The organism is Thermoactinospora rubra (genome assembly GCF_002093975.1).
GTDB lineage: Bacteria > Actinomycetota > Actinomycetes > Streptosporangiales > Streptosporangiaceae > Nonomuraea > Nonomuraea rubra_A.
Genome location: NZ_MSZZ01000010.1, coordinates 216,595 through 235,179, shown reverse-complemented (window position 1 = coordinate 235,179; position 18,585 = coordinate 216,595). Strand labels below are relative to the sequence as shown.

Genomic DNA, 18,585 nt, shown 5'->3' with positions numbered 1-18,585 from the left:
CCGGATCGGCCGCCCGGATGGAATACCGTTTGCGCATGTACGAGATCACCGTGCTGCCCATGCCGCCGGACTTCGAGGGCGAGGTCGTCGCCACGCTGGTGGCCAGGACCGTCGGCTCGCGCAGGGCCGTGCTCTACATCCACGGGTTCACCGACTACTTCTTCCAGGACCACCTGGCCGAGCACTACACCGGCCAGGGGATCGACTTCTACGCCCTGGACCTGCGCAAGTACGGCCGGTCGCTGCTGCCGCACCAGACGCGCGGCCTGATGCGCAGCGTCACCGACTACTTCCCGGAGATCGACGAGGCGGTGCGGATCATCCGGCGCGACCACGACCGGCTGACGGTGAACGCCCACTCCACCGGCGGGCTCGTCGCCGCGCTGTGGGCCGACCGGGTGCGCGGCCGCGGGCTGATCGACGGGCTGGTGCTCAACAGCCCGTTCCTGGACCTCAACGTGCCCGCGCCGCTGCGGCTGGCGGCCGACGTGCTGAAGGGCCCGTTCGCCCGCTCGGCGTGGACGCTGCCGCTCGGGGTGAGCACGGTGTACGGCCACAGCCTGCACCGCGAGCACGGCGGCGAGTGGGACTACGACCTGCGGCTCAAGCCGCACGGCGGCTTCGCGGTCCACGCGATGTGGCTCGCGGCGATCCGCCGGGCCCAGCGCCGCCTGCACCGCGGGCTGGCCGTGGACGTGCCGGTGCTCGTGCTGGCCTCCAGCCGCGGCCTGCGGGTGCGCGACTTCGTGCCCGAGGCGCGCAAGGCCGACGTGGTCCTCGATCCCCGGCAGATCGCCCGCTGGTCCACCTCGATCGGGCCGCACGTGACGTGCGTGCGCATCCCCGACGGCGTGCACGACCTGGTGCTGTCGGCCGAGCCGGTGCGCAAGCAGGTCTTCGCCGAGATCGACCGCTGGATGGCCGCCTACGTCTACCAGGGGAACGAGAACAACCCGTAGTAGGCGGCGGCGACCAGCAGCAGGCCGGTGCCGCCCAGCACCCCGGCGATGGCCACGTGCTGGCCCCTGCTGGGCTGCAGCCCCTCACGCAGGGCGTTGACCACGGTCGCCACCGCGGTCACCTCCTGCAGGAGCATGAGGATGGCCAGCACCCGCACCACCAGCCACCCGGCCAGCACGGCGGGCCAGGCGCCCGCCTGGTTGACCGAGAAGAGCACCAGCAGCGTGATGAACGCCACGACCGACGCCAGCAGCCCCAGCCCGGTCAGCGCCATCCGGCGCAGCCTGCGGCTGATGGGCGCCCACAGCGCGGCGTTGGTCTGGAGGGGCATGGGCCGCCCGCGCAGCCGTACCATCAGCTCGGAGACGGGGCCGGCCACGTAGCCGACGACGGCCAGGCAGATCGTCAGGCCCAGCATGGTGCCCCCGGCGTACCAGGGGGCGGCCGGGACGTCGGCGGCCGCGAAGCGCTGGACCGGCGTGGCGCCCGCGATGTGGAGGCTCGGCCTGGCCGTGCCCGGCAGGCCCTTGATCCAGTTGGTCAGGGTCTCCAGGTAGCCGGCGGCGAAGGGGCCGCCGTTGACCCGCATCGCGTGGTCGGCCTTGTCGAGGAACCTGATGGTGTAGCGGTCGTTGCCGGCCTCGGTGAGCGCGGTGGTGAGCGCCTTGGTGCTCTCCACGAACGGGATCGAGGGGTCCATCGTCCCGTACAGCGCCAGGACGGGCTGGGTGATCCCGCGCATCGCGGGCATCGGGTCGTGGCGCAGGAACTCGAAGCCCACCCCGCCCATGGCCCTGGTCAGCAGGTCGCGGACCCCGATCGGCGCCCGCAGGCGCAGCAGCTGCTCGTTCAGCGCCCAGGCGACCTGGCGCAGCGGGGAGACGTTGGGGGAGGAGACCAGCACGACGAAGCCGACGTCGCGGCTCCTGGACGCGGCGATCGGCACCACCCAGCCGCCCTCGCTCACGCCCCAGATCCCGGTCAGGTCGGGGTTCACGTCGGGACGGCTGCGCAGGTACTTCACCATGCGCAGCGCGTCGTCGGCCAGCAGGCCGAAGTCGCGGTCGCGGAAGTTGTAGCCGACGGTCCGCTTGTCGAAGGTCAGCGTGACCACCCCGGCGGCGGCCAGGAACTCCGCCTGCGGGGTGAACTCCTCGCGCGAGCCGTTGCCCGAGCCGGAGACGAACACCATCGCGGGGTGCCGCCCGGGCGTGGCCGGGGCCCGGACGGTGGCGCGCAGCTGCTGGCCGCGGGCCGGGATGGTGATCTCCTCGGAGCTGTAGGGGTCGGCAGCCACCACCGGCTTCAGTTCCGCGTGCGGCTGCGCGGGCAGGGCGCGGAAGGCGGGGTCCACCTGCAGCGGCGGTGGGTCGAAGGCGGGCGGCAGCACGTACCCGAGGGCGGCCAGGGCCACCAGCACCAAACCGGCGGCCACCCCCAAGGTGCCACGGCCCGTGCGCATCGGCCTCCCCCAAGTGCGTAGGATCGCCCGCCGATCTTCAGGCTACTCCCGCCGCGCGCCCTGCCGGGACGGCGTTTCGCCTGCCGGACGGCGGCGTCCATGTCTCCATGTTCGCTCTCCATACTCGTTCATGCGGGCTGGGGCAGTGGGGCGGCATTTGCCCGTGAGACGTGTTAGCTTGCTGGGACATGCGCGTCCTGCACACCTCCGACTGGCATCTGGGGCGGTCCTTCCACCGCGAGAGCCTGCTGGAGGGCCAGGCCGCCTTCGTCGATCACCTGGTCGAGACGGTCCGCGCCGAGCGGGTCGACGTGGTGGCCGTGTGCGGCGACGTCTACGACCGGGCGCTGCCGCCCGTCGACGCCGTCGCGCTGTGCAACGAGGCGCTCATGCGGCTGGTCTCGGCGCGCGTGCGGGTCGTGATCATCAGCGGCAACCACGACTCGGCGCGGCGGCTCGGCTTCGGCGCCTCGCTGATCGACGCCGCCGGGGTCCACCTGCGCACCGACCCCGCCCTCGCCTGGGAGCCGGTGGTCATCGACGACGTCGCCTTCTACGGCATCCCCTATCTTGAGCCCGAGCTGGTGCGCGGCCCGTGGGAGCTCGACTCGCGCAGCCACGCCGCCGCCCTCGGCCACGCGATGGACCGCGTCCGCGCCGACGCCGTACGGCACAGCCGCTCGGTCGTGCTCGCCCACGCCTTCGTCACCGGCGGCGAGGCCAGCGACAGCGAGCGCGACATCAGCGTGGGCGGCGTGGCCCACGTGCCCCTGTCGACCTTCGACGGCGTCACCTACGTGGCTCTGGGGCACCTGCACGGCCGCCAGCGGATGAGCGAGACCGTGCGCTACTCCGGCTCGCCGCTGGCGTACTCCTTCTCCGAGACCGGCCACGTCAAGGGCTCATGGCTGGTGACGCTGGACGCCAAGGGCCTCCACTCGGCGGAGTTCGTGCCCGCCCCGGTCCCGCGGCCGATCGGGCGGCTGCGCGGCACGCTGGAGGAGCTGCTGACCTCGCCCCGGTACGAGACCTACCGCGACCACTGGCTCCAGGTCGTGCTCACCGACCCCGTCCGCCCCAAGGCGGCCATGGACCGGCTGCGCGCCCGCTTCCCCCACACGCTCGCGCTGTCCTTCGAGCCCTCGGGCGGGCCCGCCGCGGCCTCCCGTCCCCGGCTCGCGGGGCGGCCGGAGGCGGAGGTCGCCCTCGACTTCGTGCGCGAGGTGCGCGGCGAGCCCGCCTCGGCGGAGGAGGAGGCGCTGCTGCGCGAGGCCGTCGAGGCCGCCAGGCTGAAGGAGGCCACCGCCTAGATGCGGCCCCACCTGCTGACGCTGACCGCCTTCGGCTCCTTCCCCGGCACCGAGCGGGTCGACTTCGACGCCCTGGCCGAGGCCGGGCTGTTCCTCGTCCACGGCCCCACCGGCGCGGGCAAGACCACCGTGCTCGACGCGCTGTGCTTCGCCCTGTACGGGCAGGTGCCCGGGCAGCGCAACAGCGCCCGCTCGCTGCGCTGCGACCACGCCCCGGCCGGGGCCGGCCCGTCCGTGACGCTGGAGGTGACGATCCGGGGCCGGCGGCTGCGCGTCGAGCGCTCGCCCGCCTGGCAGCGGCCCAAGCTCCGCGGCAGCGGCTTCACCGAGGAGAAGGCCAAGGTCGTGCTGTCGGAGCTGGCAGGCTCCACCTGGAAGGGGCTCACCACGCGGATCGACGAGGCGGGCGACCTGATCGGCGGGCTGCTCGGGATGAACGCCGACCAGTTCTGCCAGGTGGCCATGCTGCCGCAGGGCGACTTCGCCCGGTTCCTGCGCGCCGACGGGGAGGAACGGCGCAAGCTGCTGGAGCGGCTGTTCACCGTCAAGGTCTTCACCCAGGCGGAGGCGTGGCTCGCGGAGCATCGCAAGCAGGCGTGGCGGGCCCAGCAAGAGCTGCGCCGGCAGGTCGACTTCGCCGTGCAGAGGGTCGCGGAGGCGGCGGGGGAGGAGCTGGTGGCGGCCGTGCCCCCGCCCGAGGACGAGGCGCTTCCCGCGTGGTCGGGGGCGCTGCTCGACGCGGCCGGGGCGGTGGCGGAGCGGTCGGGCGAGCAGTGCGAGTCCGCGGCGGCCGCGCTGCGGGAGGCGCGTGCGGCCTTCGACCGCGGGGCGGCGCTGGCCGAGCTCCAGCGCCGCCATGCCGAGGCGTTGACGCTCCGCCGTACCCTCGACGAGCGCGCGGAGGAGCGGGCCGAGCTCGTGGCGATCCTGGACGAGGCGGCCCGGGCGGACCGGGTGCTGCCGCTGGTGGCGGGCGCGCGGCACCGGGCCGAGGCGGCGGCCAAGACGCGGGCGCTGGCCGCCGACGCGATCGCGCGGGCCCGGCCGCTGTTCGCCGGCCTCCCCTCAGATCCTGAAGGGCAGGCCCGGCGGGCGGGCGGAGCCGTCCCGGACGCCGCCTGCCTCGCACGGCTGGAGCGCGACCGGCGCGGCGAGATCGCCCGGCTGTCGGAGCTGCTCACCGAGGAGGCCAGGCAGTCGGTCGTGCGCCGTGACCTGGCCCGCGTGGAGGAGGAGCTCGCCGAGCTGGCCGCCGCCGGGGAAGAGGTGGACGCCCGGCTGGCCGAGCTGCCGTCCGCGCTGGAGGAGGCCGAGCGGGAGCTGGCGGCGGTACGGCTGGCCGCCGCCCGCGTCCCGGCCGCCGAAGCGGTCGTCGCCATGGCCGAGGACCTCGCCGGCGTGGAGGCCGAGCTGGCGGCCCTGGACCGGGACCTCGACCGGCTCGCCGAGCGGGAGGCCGAGGTCGCGACGCTCGAAGCCGATCTCCCCGCGCAGCTCGCCGAGGTGACCGGGCGGCTGGCCGAAGTGCGCGCCCGCGCGGCCGCCGTGCCCGCCGCGGCCGCCGCCCGCTCCTCGGCGCAGGCCGTGCTCGAGGCCGCCCGGCGCCGCGACACGCTGGCCGCCGAGCTCGCGGCGGCCACCGCCGACCTGCGGACGCTCGTCGACCGCGCCCAGGCCTCCCGCGAACGCTGGCTGGACATCCGCCAGGCGCGGCTGGAGGGCATGGCCGCCGAGCTGGCGCGGGAGCTGGCCGACGGCGCCCCCTGCCCGGTCTGCGGCTCGGCCGAGCACCCCAGACCGGCCACCCCGGCGCCCGCCGCGCCCTCCGCCGACGACGAGAGGGCCGCCGAGGCGGCGCACGAGGCGGCGCTCGCCGAACGCGAGGCGGCCGAACGGCTGGCCGCCACCCTGGAGTCGCGGCTGACGGACGCCGAGGCGGCGGCGGGCGGGCTCGACGTGGCCTCGGCGGAGGCGGCGCTGCGGACCGCCGAGGAGGAGCTCGCGGCCCTGGAGGCGACGGCGGCGCTGGAGCCGTCGCTGGCGGCCGAGGCCGAGCGCGTGGACAGGCGCCGGGAGGAGGCCCGCGAGCAGGCGCGCGAGCTCGGCGAGGCGCTGGCCGCCTGCCGCACCCGCCGGTCCCAGCTGGGGGCCGAGCGCGACCGCCTGGTGTCCCGCCTGCTGGAGGCGCTGCCCGGGGGTACGGATGGCGGGCCGGACGAGCTGCTGGCCGCGGCGCGGGCCGAGCTGGACCGGCTGCGGCAGGCCGCCTCGGCCGAGCCTGACCTGGCGGCCGAGGCCGCGCGCCTGGACGCCGAGCGCACCCGCCTTCAGGAGGAGGCCAGGCGGATCGCCGCCCGGCTGGCCGCCTGCCGTACCCGGCGGGAGGAGCTGAGCGGCGACGTCGCCCGGCTCACGGCCAGGCTCGACGCCGCCCGGGGAGACGACCCCACGATCGCCGAACGGCTGTCCAGGCTGAGCGACGAGGCCGAGCTGCTGCGCGAGGCCGTCGAGGCCACGACGGCGGCGGACACGGCGGCCGAGGAGCACGCGAAAGCCGTACGGCAGGCGGAGGAGGCGGCGCTGGAGGCGGGCTTCGACGACGCCGCCCACGCCGAGGCGGCGGCCAGGACGCCGGCCGAACGCGAGGCCAAGGCCGAGCTGCTACGCGAGCTGGACGCCCGGCACGCGGCCGTCGCCGCCACGCTGGCCGACCTCGAGCTCGCCGCCGCGGCGGCCCGGCCCGCCCCCGACCTGCAGGCCCTGGAGGCCGCGCTGGCCGAGGCCGAGCGCGAGCACACCGCGCTCGTGTCGGCCCGCGACAGGGCCGCCGCGCGGGAACGGCGGCTGCGCGAGCTCCACGACGAGCTCGGCGCGTGCCTGGAGCGGTGGCGTCCGGCCGCCGAACGGCACCGCCTGGCCGAACGCATGGCCTCGCTCGCCGGCGGCACCTCCACCGACAACCAGTGGAGCATGAGCCTGTCGTCGTACGTGCTGGGCGAGCGGCTCCGGCAGGTGGTCGACGCGGCCAACGAGCGGCTGGACCACATGTCGGCCGGCCGCTACCAGCTCCAGCACGACCTGCGCAAGACCGCGGGCAGCCGGGCACGCTCCGGCGGCGGGCTCGGGCTGCGGGTGGCCGACGGCTGGACCGGCGTCGACCGCGACCCGGCGACGCTGTCGGGCGGCGAGAGCTTCATCACCTCGCTGGCCCTGGCGCTCGGGCTGGCCGACGTGGTCGCCGCCGAGTCGGGCGGCGCGGAGATCGGCATGCTGTTCGTCGACGAGGGCTTCGGCACCCTGGACGAGGACACGCTCGACGGCGTCCTGGACATCCTCGACGGGCTGCGCGACGGCGGCCGCGCGGTGGGCATCGTCAGCCACGTGGGCGAGCTGCGCACCAGGATCCCGGCCCAGCTGAAGGTGACCAAGACCCGCACCGGCTCGACCCTGTCGGTGTCCGCGCCGGGTTAGAGGTAGCCGGGTCAGAGGTAGCCGGGTTAGAGGTAGCCGGGTTAGAGGTAGCCGGGGAACAGCAGCGACAGCTCGCGGGGGTAGGCGGCGATGAGGCGCAGCTCGTCGTCGGTCAGCGGCCGTCCCGTCGCCGCGTTGCACAGCTGCACCAGCTTGAAGGCCTGCTCCTCGTCCTCGACCTCGACGCCGAGCCCCTCCATGACGTGCCGGAACCCGGCCTTGCCGCCGTACTCCCCGGTCAGCACCACCCGGCCCCGCCGCGCGTGCCAGTCGTCGGGGAAGGGCCCGAGCGTCGCCTCGTCGAACAGCTCGTAGTTGCCGTGGTCCTTGAGCGCCCCGTCGGCGTGGATGCCCGACTCGTGGGCGAAGGCGTTGCGTCCCACGCCGACCTGGTTGTACGGCAGGGGCTGGCCGAGCGCGTAGCTCGCCCACAGCGCGAAGCGGCGCGCCCAGGACAGGTCCAGCGGGTCGCCGATCTCCACATCCAGCCCGAACCCGTGCCGGCAGGCCAGGATCGTGGACAGCAGGTCGGCGTTCCCGGCCCGCTCGCCGATGCCGTTGACGCACGTGTTGATCCAGGCGTCCTGACCGGCCTCCAGGTCGCCGAGCGCGCCGGACACCGAGTTCGCCACCGCCATGCCCAGGTCGTTGTGGCAGTGGGTCTCGATCGGCATGCCGGTCGCGGCGGCCAGCTTGGCGAAGCGCTCGCGGATCCGCTCGGGCGTGTCGCCGCCGATGGTGTCGCAGTAGCGCACCCGGTCGGCGCCCGCCTCCCTGGCCGCCAGCGCGAACTCCAGCAGGAAGGCGTCGTCGGTGCGCGAGCCGTCCTCGGCGTTGACGCCCACGGTCTCCACCCCGGCCGACTTGGCCGCCCGCACGGCGGCGGTCATCTCGCGGATGATCGCGTCGCGGTCGAGCCTGCCGCGGAACTTGTTCTGGATCATGTAGTCGGACGTCGAGATGGACAGGTTGTAGTGCTTCAGTCCCAGCGGCAGGGCCTTGTCCACGTCGGCGGTGACACCGCGGCACCAGCCGGACAGGCGCAGGTCGCCGAACGCCCCCGCCTCCGCCAGCGCGACCTGGGCCCGCACGTAGGGCACCTCGTGGAACAGGAACGGGAAGCCGATCTCCGACTGCGCCACCCCGAGCCTGCCCAGGTAGAAGTTGACCATCGTCTTGCCGAACTTCGACAGGCCGGTCCTGGCGGTCTGCACGCCGTCGCGGTTGGTCACGTCGAGGAAGTGAACTCGTGGCATGAGTCCACCCTGACACTTCTGGCAATATGGATCAATGTTGATTATAGTCAACATTCATGGAGTGGATCGACGCCTCCGAGGCGGCCCGGCGGCTCGGGGTCAAGCCCGCGACGCTGTATGCGTACGTCAGCAGGGGAGTGCTGCGGCGGCGGCGCGCCGAGGACGGGCGGCGCAGCCTGTTCGACGCGGAGGAGGTCGAACGGCTGGCCCGCCGCGGGCGTCCCCGCCACCGCCCGCCGGAGCTGGTGATCGAGTCGGCCGTCACCGCGCTGGGCGCCGACCGGCCGTACTACCGGGGGACCGACGCGCTGGAGCTGGCCAGGACGCGCGACTTCGAGAGCGTGGCCGAGGCGCTGTGGGGGACCGGGGCCTCCGGCGGCGGCCGGTGGGAGAGCGACCCCGAGGCGCTGCGCGCCGCCGCCGAGGCGCAGCGCGGGCTGCCCGCCGGCCTGCTGCCGCTCGACCGGCTCCAGGTGGTCGTCACCGTCCTGGGCGCCACCGACTCGCTGCGCTACCAGCTCGACCCGGTCTCCGCCGCCGCGACCGGCCGCCGCCTCATCGCGGGCCTCGTCGACGCGCTGCCGCCCGTGGGCGAGTCGCCCGCGCAGGGCACAGAGGACGTACCGCCCGCCCGGCCGGAGGATGGCCTACCCGCCCGGCCGGAGGACGGGTCGCCTGCTCAGTCGGGGGACGGCCTGTCCATCCGGCCGGGGGCGCCGCTTCCCGCCGGGCCCATCGCCGAACGGCTCTGGCCGAAACTGTCGCCGCATCCGCCCACCCCGGCGTTGCTGAGGGCCCTGCAGGCCGCTCTCGTCCTGCTGGCCGACCACGAGCTGGCCGCCTCCACCCTCGCCGCCCGCGTGGCCGCCTCAGCCAAGGCCGATCCCTACGCGGTCGTCCTGACCGGGCTCGGCGTCCTCGGCGGCCCTCTGCACGGCGGCGCCTCCTACGCCGCGGAACGCCTGCTGGCCGAGGTCGCCGACCCCGCGCAGGCCTCCCGCGTGGTGACCGACCGGGTACGGCGGGGCGAGCGCGTCCCCGGATTCGGGCACACGGTCTACCGCAAGGGCGACGGGCGTGCCGTCCTGCTCATGGAGCTGGTGGAGGCGGCCGCCCCCGGCCACGGGCGCATCGCCGCGGCGCGGGCCGTGCAACGCGAGATGGCCCGCAGGCGGCTCCCCGCGATGAACGTCGACTTCGCCCTCGCCACCCTGGCCGCGGTGAGCGGGATGACGCCCGGCGCGGGAGAGGCGATCTTCGCCGTGGCCAGGACGGCCGGGTGGCTGGCGCACGCGATGGAGGAGTACGCCAAGGGCACGCTGCTGCGCCCGCGCGCCTCCTACACCGGCCCACCGCCCCGCCCCACCGCCCCCGGGTGACGCCGGCGGACGCGCAGGGGAACTCGCGGCGTCTTCGGATGACGCCGGCGGACGGGCGGGACGAGCTCGCAGCGCGCCGCGGCCGATCGGCGCCGGCGCTTCCCGCTCACCCGCTCTCGGCGGCGGCGGCCGCGGTCCGGTCCACGTACGCCGCCAGCATCCTCACCCGCTCCGCGTGCTCGTCGTGCCCCACGATCACCGGCGGCTCGTTGTACGGCATGGCGTCGCTCGACCGGCGCAGCTTGATGTACTGCCCGCAGGCGTCGATCGCGTAGGGCTCCATGTCGTCCTGCAGCGCGCCGATCACCGTGATGCCGTAGGTCTCGCCGATCCTGCGGAACAGCGCCACCGCCTCCCGCCGGTGCTCCTTGCCCAGGTTGCGGCCCAGCTCGTCGAGCACCAGGCACAGGTGCCCACCCCCCGAGGACGCGATCGCCGCCGCGCACACCAGCTTGACGGCCTTCTCGTCCATGAGCGCGGTGTTGGCCCTGCGGTTGTAGGGCACATACGCCTGCCCCTCGCCGCGCCGCCACTTGGGCGTGACACGCCACTGCCAGCGCTGCTCGGGGTCGGCCGGGGCCGGCGGCACCGGGAACTCCAGCGTCGCGCCGTAACCGCCGTAGGAGGTGTCGAGCTTGTCGAACTCCTCTGCCACCCGCGTCAGCCTGGCCTTGATCGCCGCGGTGAGCGCCGCCCGGTGCACCGCCGTGGACTGTGCCGCCTCCTCCGCGCCCTTGGCCGCCGCCGCCAGGTCACGCTGCCTGCCGGCCAGCTGGGTCTCGATCTGCCGCCGCTGGTGGCGTTCGTACTCCTCCTGTCCCCGCAGGTAGGAGGCCAGCGACGCGCACACCGCCGCGAACGTGGCCTGTTCCCTGCCGCTGCGCCCGGCCCGCTCGGTCATGAGGAACCGCAGCTCCTCCGGCACCTCGTCGTCCTCGCCGAACGTGTCGCGGTAGGCCTGGTCGAGGTGGCGTTCGGCGATGCGCCACCACTCCTCGGCGGTGCGCCCGCGCTCCTCCTCGGGCAGCGCGGCGATCCACTCCCGCGCCCCCTCCACCGAGCCGCCCCAGTCTTGGACCAGCTCCTCCAGCTTCAGCGCCTCCCGCTCCCTGGCGACCTGCACCTCCTGCTCGCGCGCCCGCGCCCGCTCGGCCTCCAGGCGCTGGCGGCGGCCCTCCAGGCGCTCGATCTCCATGTTCCGTGTCCGCGCGCGGAAGTCGAGGCCGCCGACCTCCTGCTCGGCCGCCGCCACCTGCGGCGCCAGCTCCTCCAGCGCCTCGGTCAGCTCCGCCAGCCTGCTCCGGCGCTCGGCCAGCCTCCGCTCGACGTCGGCCAGCTGGACCGCCGCCCTGGCCCCCTCCAGCCGCCGCTGCGCCTCCGCGACCGACTCCTCCGCCTGCCGTACGGCTCGCGCCGCCTCCTCCTGCGCGTCCCTGGCGCGATGCAGGCGCAGCTCGGCGGCCTTGATGCGGGCCTCCCGCCCGGTCGCCACGCCCCCGAACGCGCCCACCACGCTCACGCCGGCCGCGCTGACCAGGACCGACCCGGGCAGGTCCGCGAGGGCGGCGGCCGCCGCGTCGAGGTCGGCGGCGTCGACGATCACGGCGTGCTCGGTCGGCCACCCGCGCAGCCCGTCCAGGTCGATGCCCGCAGCCGGGGGATCGCCGGGCTCCCGGGAGTGGTCGCGCGCCTGCTCGGCCACGTCCAGGGCGTCGAGCAGCCCGGTCGCCTTGACGCCGCCCGCCGCCAGGGCGTTGAGCTGCGCCGCCGCCGGCCCACCCTCGGCGTCGTCGAGCGCCGCCCGCGCCGAGGCGACCTCCCGGTCGGCCACGCCCAGCGCCTTCAGCGCCTCGGTCAGGCCCGCCCTGGCCTCGGCCAGCTCGCGCTCGGCGGCCGGCACGTCGCGCCCGTCGGCGAGCCGCCGCGTCTCCTCCAGGCCGGGGATCAGGCCGCGCAGCTCGTCGGCCGAGTTCTCCGCCACCGCCCGGTCCGATTCCAGCTTGGCCGCCCTGGCCTGCAGCTCGGTCAGGGTCCTGCGGGCCTCGGCCAGCCGCCGGTCGAGCGTGTCGTCCTTGAGCGAGGCGATCTCCGCCTTCGTCATGGCGATCGCCTCGGCCGCCTGCTCGCCCGCCAGCCGGTGCCGCTCCAGCTCGGCGGCCAGCTGCTCGTCCCGGTCCGCCGCGTCGGCGAGCCGGCGGGTCTGCCTGCCCCGCCAGCAGCGCAACGCCTCGGCCAGCCGTACCCTGGCCTGGTCGCGCCGGTCGAACGCGGCCAGCAACGCCCGCGACTCCGCCTCGAACTCCGCCAGCCGGTCGGCCGCCTCGGCCGCGCGCACCCGCTTGGCGTGCTCGTCGCGGCGGGCCTCCCGCTCCTGCTCCAGCTCGGTGTCCAGGCCGGTGAGCGCGGCGATCGCCTCGAACACCCGCTCCGGCGAGATCTCGTTGAGCGGCTGGGACAGCAGGTTCGTCGCCACCTTGCTGCGCACCGACGTCGACAGGAACGACACGCACCGGACGCGGTCGCCGTACAGGACCTTGGTGAGGTCGCGGGCCACGACGTCGCGCCGCCCGGCCGACCTGGGCATCGCCGCCCACAGCTCGTCCGCCCTGGCCACCCGCTCGGCCTCGGACGGCGCGGCGGCCAGGTGGACGCCCTCGCGCCAGCGGATCTCCAGGTGCGGCGCCTCCTGGTTCACCCGCACCCACACGGTGACCGTCTCGGCCTTCGGGGCGCCGAACAGCGCGCCGCCGTCGTGCGGCTCCGGCTCGTCGTCGGCGGCGCTCGCCGCGGGTGCCGCGCTTGTCGTGCTTGTCGTGCTTGCCAGTGCGCCGGGCGCGGCCGGGCCGAAGACGCCGACGATGTAGCCGTGGCTCGCGCTGGCCCACTGGCGGGCGCCGGAGCCGCTGGCCAGCTCGGCGTTGAACAGCAGCTCGGACACGGCCTTCGCGCCCGAGGCGAACCGCCACTGCTCGTCGCCCAGCAACGCGGTGATGGCGGCGATGAACGACGACTTGCCGGCGCCGTTGGAGTCCTTCGGTCCCGCCCCGGCGACCACGATGAGCGTGCCGGGGACGATCGGCACCGCGTGGGTCGACAAGCGGGAGATGTTGACCGCCTGTACGGCGATCAGCACCCGATCCCCGACGATGTTCTCCATCTGCGACACCGATCTACCCCCGTCGTCCTTCGTCCGTGTGCTGCCCGTCCGTCCACCGGTCGCCCGGGCCGGGACCGCTGGCCGCGCTCACCCGGCCGCCCTTCTCGCGCGGACGGCCGCCGCCAGCGGCGTCTGCGGCCCGGCGGCGAGGATCAGCTCCTCCTGCAGCCGCCGCCGCGCCGCGGGCGTGAGGCGGTGGAACTGCGGCCCCGGCACGTAGCCGCCCGCCTCCTCGCCGGCCTTGACCTGCGTGAGGAGCCCCGCGTGGCGCAGCGACCTGAGCGCGGCCTCCAGCTCGCCGATCGGCACCTGGGTGTGGCGGCGCAGCTCCTCGACGGGCGTGGGGTGCGGCGACAGCCAGGTGTCCTCGGGCAGCACGCCCTCGGCTCGCGGGATCGCCACCGAGTGGACCAGCACGAGCGTCAGCACGGCACGCTCGCTCTCGCTGAGCGGCCCGTCGAGACGGGCCGCGACGCCGTCGTCGTAGCCGGAGATCCAGCGCTCGCGATGCTGGATGAGGACCCGGCCGCGGCGCGCGAGCATCTGCGCCAGCGCACGCCGCAGCGCCGGGTCGCGCAACGCCGCGAACCTCGCCTCGGGCACCGGCTCGGCGGCGTGCTCGACGGCCATGAAGGCGGCCACCAGCTCGGCCCGGTGGCGCTCGTCGTAGCCCTCCAGCAGGTCCTCCAGGCCCGCCGACTCGCCGCCCTCGACGCGCCCGCCCGCGGGATCCGGGGCGGTCTCGACGAGGTCGGAGTCCGCCACCACGGTCAGGTCGTCACCGGCGGGCTCCGGCAGGCGGCGGACGAGCTCCTTCAGCTGCGCGTGCGCGGAGACCGGCCACAGGGCGCAGCGCGGCCCGAGGCGCACCAGCCCGTCGGACAGCACGATCCACGCCGAGTCGTGCAACCGCCGCAGCGCGCCGATCGCCCAGTTGCGCATCAGGTCGTCGGTGCGCCCGATCAACGCCCGGTAGGTGCCGAGCACGCGCTCCAGCGGCGCCGGCGAGCCCGGCCACGGGTCCGCCGACAGGTCGGTCCAGCAGCACTTCAGGCACGCCGCGAGCACCCGCCGGGTCTCCCCGGCCCGCTCGACGGGAACGGGCGGCACCTGGTGCTCCTCCAGCAGCGCGGGCGTCGCCCCGTCGGGCCAGACGCCCAGCGCGAGCCCGGTGGAGTCGGGGAAGGTCAGCCGCGCCATCCCCTCGGGCGCCGGCGCACCGGCGGGCAGGCGCAACGGCCCGTGCGCCCGGACCCGCGCGTGCGCGACGGCCGCGTCACCGGCGCCCACAGCTCTTCCCGCGGCAGCAGTACCGCCGGCCTTCACGAACACTCCCGCACCAGGAACCCGTGCGACAGCCACGCCGGCTCCCGCTCCGGATCGATCGACAGCTCCTCGCTCCACACCAGCCGATACGGCAGGTCCGGACGCAGGTCGATGGTCGTCAGGTCGGCCAGCAGGCGGCGCGCGGCGGGCCAGTCGCCGCCGAAGGCGTCGGCCAGCGCCACCCGGTCCGCCCCGCCGAGCACCGACTCGGCCACCTCACGCAGCCGCTGGACGGCGGCCTCGGGCGGCTCGGCGAGCACGCTGGAGGGCCCGGGGTCGGGCAGTGCCGAGCGGGGCGGCGTCGGCTGGGCGGGGGCCGGGCGCGGGGCCTCGTCGACGGCCCGCGCGATGGCGGCCGGATCGTGCCACGGCGCGGGCGCGTCGAACAGGAAGCCGTCGAGGACCGAGGCGAGCGTCTCGCGCGAGGCGGTCTGGGCGAAGGTGCGCCAGGTCTCGGTGGGCAGCAGCGTGAGGTTGCGTGTGGTGCCCGCCGACTCGGCCAGCCGCCCGGCGGCGCGGCGCGAGGCGTCGCTGTAGGCGTAGATCGCCGCCCGCAGGTCGGTGCACACCCGGTCGAGCGAGGGCCAGCGGGTGAGGATCGTGGCGTGCAGCCCCTGGGCGCGCCGGGCGATCTCCTCGGTGCCCCACAGCTTGGGCGCCTGCTCGCGCAGCTCCTCGATGGTGCCGGTGGTCAGCGTGATGAGCTCCAGCGCCCACAGCCGGAACGCCCTGGCCAGGTTGACCGCCGACTGGCGCGCCTCCTCCATGGTGGTGCGGGGATCGGCCACGTTGAGGTCTTCGAGCGCCAGCAGCCGGTGCATCTCCGACTGCCCGCCGTCGTCCATCATCCGCCGGATGAACATCAGCCCCACGACGCTGGTGAAGGAGGCCCGGTAGCGCAGCTGGTTGGGCTTGGGGAACACCTCACGGATGGCGCCCAGGCCCTTGAGCACGCGCAGCCTGTTCTCGAACAGGTCGGTGGGATAGGCCCGGCAGGCGTGGCGCATCTGCTCGTGCGTCAGCCACTCCTCGCCCGCCTCGGCGAACGCCGTGAACAGCGTCTCGGCGATGTCGACCAGCACCGGGTCGTCGACGACCGCGCCGCTGTCACGCGCCAGAGCGGCGAACATCCTGCGGTAGGTCGACAGGACCGCCTCGTCGGACAGGGCGGCGTCGAGGGTGAGCGGCTCCTCAGACACGCGCTCTAAGGTAGAGCTTCCGCCCGACAATCTCGGACCGGCGGCGAGGCCGTACGGGTGTGAGTTTCCTGTCCGGAGGGACGAAATAGCGCTATCGTGATGTCCGATACATGGGGGATAGACACCTAGTAACGGTGCATACGGGGTGAGTGACGGGTGGGCGTCCGCGTGCTTCGTGGCGATCGAGCCACAGCTGTGATCGCCGCTGTCGCCGTGGCGGCGCTCGTGGGGGCCGCCGCGGTGTTCGGCGTGGGGGTCTCCAGTGCCAACCCCAAGCTGGCCGACGTGGGCGCGTGGCTGTGGACCAAGGTCAGGGGCAAGGTCGTGCACGTCAACGGCCTGTCCGGCGAGGTCGACGGCTACCTGGACCACACGGCGGGCAAGGCGCTGAAGGTCGTGCAGGACGGCGGCAACGTCATGCTCGTCGACGAGGCCACGGGGTTCGTCAGCCGCATCGAGCCGAGCCAGCTCACCGTCGCCCAGACCCGCAACTTCGGCGCGGCCGGGCTGCAACTGGTCGTCTCCGGCACCGCCGCCTACGCGGTCGACCCGGCGGGCAAGGTCCAGCAGATCGACCCCGCCACGCTCAACTCCGTCGGCGAGCCCCTCGCCCTGCCGGGACCGCTGGGCCCGGCCCGCATCGATGGCGGCGGCAGGCTGTGGGTGCCGGTGACCGCCAAGGGCGAGGCCGTGCCCGTCTCGGCCGGTACGGCGGAGCGCCCGGTCAAGGTCGGCGAGCCCGGCGAGGAGCTGGCGATCACCATCGCCGGCGGCCTGCCCGTCATCGTCAACACCCGCGCGGCCACCGCCGTCATCATCGGCACGGACGGCGGAGCGGGCGAGATCACCCTGCCCAAGGAGGTCGCGCGGGCCGGCAGGGGCGGCGTCCTCACCCCGGCCGCCGCCGAGGGCTCGCTCGTGCCGATCCTCGCGCCCGGCCCCGACGGCCTGCTGGTCGTCATCGACACCCAGTCCAACCAGGTGCTCACCACCAAGCTGGGCGCCGGGACCTCCGGCAGGCTGGGCGTGCCGCAGGTGCTCGGCTCGAAGGTGTACGTCCCCGACCAGGGCAGGGGCGGGCTGATCGTGTGGGACAGCGCCGCGCCCGGCCGCCCGACCACCCTGCAGGTCGCCGAGCGCCCCGGGCCGCTGGAGGTGTTCGTCAAGGACGGCCTGCTGTGGGCCAACGACCAGAACGGCGACCGCGCGGTCGTCATCGACCCCGAGGGGCGCAAGCACCCGATCCAGAAGGACGACACCGACGTCCCGGGGCCGACGAACACCCCCAAGCCCAAGCAGACGCCCAAGCTCCAGCCGACCAGGGACGACCCGAACCCGACCGGCCGTCCCGAGCCCGACCCGGCGCCGACCAAGGGCGGCGACACGCAGCCGACCGGCAAGCCGGGCAAGAAGCCCACGCCCAGCCAGGAGCCGACGCCCAGCGCCTCGCCCACCCGGAGCCCCAGCCCGTCCCCCTCACCCTCGCCTTCGCCTTCACCCACGGCCTCGCCGCCGGGCAAGCCGGGACCGGTCACCGCCCGCTCAGGCCCCGGCAGGGTCGACGTGAGCTTCAGCCCGTCGGCCGGCGGCAAGGTGGACCGCTACACGCTGAAGGTCTCGCCCTCCGGCGGCCAGGTGACGCCGTCGCAGGTGGACGCCAACGGGCCCTTCCAGTTCGAGTTCAGGGGCGGCGACTGCGGCACCGAGTACACCTTCACGGTGGTCGCGCACTGGGAGAAGGGCGAGGTGGAGTCCGAGGCCAGCGCCGGGGCCCGGCCGTGCGTGGCGCCCGGTGCGCCGTCGGGCTTCGCGGCCAAGCCCAAGAACCGTGGCGCCGACCTGACCTGGAAGGCGCCGGAGAACGCCGGCCAGGACGTCACCTACGTGCTGGGCGAGATCCTGGCCGGGCTCCCGATCCCGCAGGCGGCCTAGCGTGCTCACCCCGCTGGGCTGGGGGACGCTGGCCGCCTCCGTGCTGCTGTACGCCGCCGGCTTCCTCCTCGGCTATCCCGAGCCGGTCGTGCTGGCCACCGGCGGCCTGCTGGCGCTGGCGCTCGCGCTGGCGTGGACGGCGCCCAGGCCGCGCCTGGAGGTGCACCGGGAGGTCACGCCGCTGAAGGTGCCGCGCGGCGAGGCCGCCGTGGCGGTGCTGCACGTGCGCAACCTCGGCAGGCTCGGGCTGTCGGGGGTGCGGGCGCACGACCGGTTCGGCGCCGTCGAGCACACCGTCGACCTGCCGCGCCTGCCACGCAACACGCCCAAGGTGATCTCCTACCCGCTGCCGACCGACCGGCGGGGCGAGATCCCCGTGGGGCCGCTGCGCCTGGTGCGGGCCGACCCCTTGGGGCTCACCCGGCGGGTCAGGGAGTACGGCGAGGCCGTCACGCTGCTGGTGCGGCCCCGCACGGTCGACCTGCCCGTGCCGCCCTCCGGCCGGGCGCACCACCTGGAGGGGCCGACCAGCGACAACGCCCCGGCGGGCACGGCCACCTTCCACACGCTGCGCGAGTACGTCGTCGGCGACGACCTGCGGCACATCCACTGGCGCTCCAGCGCCCGCACGGGCACCTTGATGGTGCGCCAGCTCATCGACGCGAGCCTGCCGACCACCACCGTCGTGCTCGACACGCGGGGGCTGACCGAACCGGCGGTGGACGCGGCGGCGTCGGTCGCCGTGGCCGCCGCGCGGGCGGGCTTCCCGGTGCGGGTGCTGACCGGCGCGGGCCCGCTGGCGGAGACCAGGGCCGACGCCGACCTGCTGCTGGACCGGCTGGCGCTGGTGACCGCCGCCTCGGCGCCCGAGGCGGGCGTGGGGCAGGGCGTCGGGGAGACGGTACGGCTGGCGCGCGGCGGCGGGTCGCTCGTGCTGGTGACGGCGGACCCGGCCGAGGCCGGCCGCCTGGCCGCCGCCCGCCGCCGGTTCGACCGCGTGATCTGCGTCTTCGTGGGCGACCAGCCCATCAGCGCCCCAGGTGTGACGATGGCCCGCATCGCCGACCTGGAGGCGCTGCCAGCCGTGTGGAGCCGCCGATGACGCGCCGCCGTACGAGAGGCACGGCAGCCAC

The 18,585-nt window shown here is 75.2% G+C and carries 11 protein-coding genes and 1 pseudogene; 7 read left to right on the top strand and 5 right to left on the bottom strand.

Annotated features, from left to right (window positions below; translation table 11 throughout):
* Positions 1-35 precede the first annotated feature (35 nt).
* Positions 36-959, top strand: a complete 924-nt coding sequence (locus BSB02_RS19660) for an alpha/beta hydrolase (RefSeq protein WP_084960462.1) — start codon at positions 36-38, stop codon at positions 957-959.
* On the opposite strand, the gene BSB02_RS19655 is transcribed toward BSB02_RS19660, so the two are convergent.
* The gene (locus BSB02_RS19655; protein ID WP_084960461.1) at positions 932-2,422 is read right to left on the bottom strand and encodes an alpha/beta hydrolase family protein; all 1,491 of its coding nucleotides are present in this window, start codon (positions 2,420-2,422) and stop codon (positions 932-934) included. The genes BSB02_RS19660 and BSB02_RS19655 overlap by 28 nt on opposite strands.
* Positions 2,423-2,610: 188 nt before the next feature.
* Here BSB02_RS19655 and BSB02_RS19650 point away from each other — a divergent pair, with 188 nt between their 5' ends.
* The 3 genes and pseudogenes from BSB02_RS19650 (at position 2,611) to BSB02_RS43605 (ending at position 7,203) form a co-directional block, all read left to right on the top strand.
* Complete coding sequence (locus BSB02_RS19650) at positions 2,611-3,732, top strand: exonuclease SbcCD subunit D (protein WP_084960460.1); 1,122 nt, start codon at positions 2,611-2,613, stop codon at positions 3,730-3,732.
* A pseudogene (locus BSB02_RS43610) lies at positions 3,733-4,314 on the top strand (AAA family ATPase); the annotation flags it as partial. It lies immediately after the preceding gene.
* A gap of 2,343 nt (positions 4,315-6,657) precedes the next feature.
* Positions 6,658-7,203 (top strand): SbcC/MukB-like Walker B domain-containing protein, encoded by a 546-nt coding sequence (locus tag BSB02_RS43605; RefSeq protein ID WP_420855869.1) that lies wholly within the window; start codon positions 6,658-6,660, stop codon positions 7,201-7,203.
* A gap of 41 nt (positions 7,204-7,244) precedes the next feature.
* Here BSB02_RS43605 and BSB02_RS19640 read toward each other — a convergent pair whose 3' ends face one another.
* The gene (locus BSB02_RS19640) at positions 7,245-8,459 is read right to left on the bottom strand and encodes a LeuA family protein (protein ID WP_084960458.1); all 1,215 of its coding nucleotides are present in this window, start codon (positions 8,457-8,459) and stop codon (positions 7,245-7,247) included.
* Positions 8,460-8,515: 56 nt separating this feature from the next.
* Here BSB02_RS19640 and BSB02_RS19635 point away from each other — a divergent pair, with 56 nt between their 5' ends.
* Positions 8,516-9,838 (top strand): citrate/2-methylcitrate synthase, encoded by a 1,323-nt coding sequence (locus BSB02_RS19635; RefSeq protein WP_084960457.1) that lies wholly within the window; start codon positions 8,516-8,518, stop codon positions 9,836-9,838.
* 106 nt (positions 9,839-9,944) lie between these two features.
* Here BSB02_RS19635 and BSB02_RS19630 read toward each other — a convergent pair whose 3' ends face one another.
* The 3 genes from BSB02_RS19630 to BSB02_RS19615 all read right to left on the bottom strand — a co-directional run bounded on the left by BSB02_RS19630 (position 9,945) and on the right by BSB02_RS19615 (position 15,520).
* On the bottom strand, positions 9,945-12,995 hold the full coding sequence (locus BSB02_RS19630; RefSeq protein ID WP_240506522.1) for a coiled-coil domain-containing protein: 3,051 nt from the start codon (positions 12,993-12,995) through the stop codon (positions 9,945-9,947).
* An 87-nt stretch (positions 12,996-13,082) separates the two neighbouring features.
* A complete protein-coding gene (locus BSB02_RS42360; protein ID WP_240506521.1) occupies positions 13,083-14,285 on the bottom strand; it encodes a hypothetical protein in 1,203 nt (400 codons plus the stop codon).
* A gap of 32 nt (positions 14,286-14,317) precedes the next feature.
* A complete protein-coding gene (locus BSB02_RS19615; protein WP_084960455.1) occupies positions 14,318-15,520 on the bottom strand; it encodes a hypothetical protein in 1,203 nt (400 codons plus the stop codon).
* A gap of 195 nt (positions 15,521-15,715) precedes the next feature.
* Here BSB02_RS19615 and BSB02_RS19610 point away from each other — a divergent pair, with 195 nt between their 5' ends.
* Together BSB02_RS19610 and BSB02_RS19605 are read left to right on the top strand one after the other, a co-directional pair.
* On the top strand, positions 15,716-17,452 hold the full coding sequence (locus BSB02_RS19610; protein ID WP_084960454.1) for a fibronectin type III domain-containing protein: 1,737 nt from the start codon (positions 15,716-15,718) through the stop codon (positions 17,450-17,452).
* Between the two features lies 1 nt (position 17,453).
* On the top strand, positions 17,454-18,554 hold the full coding sequence (locus BSB02_RS19605; protein WP_084960453.1) for a DUF58 domain-containing protein: 1,101 nt from the start codon (positions 17,454-17,456) through the stop codon (positions 18,552-18,554).
* Positions 18,555-18,585: the final 31 nt, after the last annotated feature.

Bases quoted from the DNA above. Each gene is read 5' to 3' on its own strand.
- BSB02_RS19660 (WP_084960462.1), top strand. From the start codon at position 36: ATGTACGAGATCACCGTGCTGCCCATGCCGCCGGACTTCGAGGGCGAG.
- BSB02_RS19655 (WP_084960461.1), bottom strand. From the start codon at position 2,422: ATGCGCACGGGCCGTGGCACCTTGGGGGTGGCCGCCGGTTTGGTGCTG.
- BSB02_RS19650 (WP_084960460.1), top strand. From the start codon at position 2,611: ATGCGCGTCCTGCACACCTCCGACTGGCATCTGGGGCGGTCCTTCCAC.
- BSB02_RS43605 (WP_420855869.1), top strand. From the start codon at position 6,658: ATGGCCTCGCTCGCCGGCGGCACCTCCACCGACAACCAGTGGAGCATG.
- BSB02_RS19640 (WP_084960458.1), bottom strand. From the start codon at position 8,459: ATGCCACGAGTTCACTTCCTCGACGTGACCAACCGCGACGGCGTGCAG.
- BSB02_RS19635 (WP_084960457.1), top strand. From the start codon at position 8,516: ATGGAGTGGATCGACGCCTCCGAGGCGGCCCGGCGGCTCGGGGTCAAG.
- BSB02_RS19630 (WP_240506522.1), bottom strand. From the start codon at position 12,995: ATGGAGAACATCGTCGGGGATCGGGTGCTGATCGCCGTACAGGCGGTC.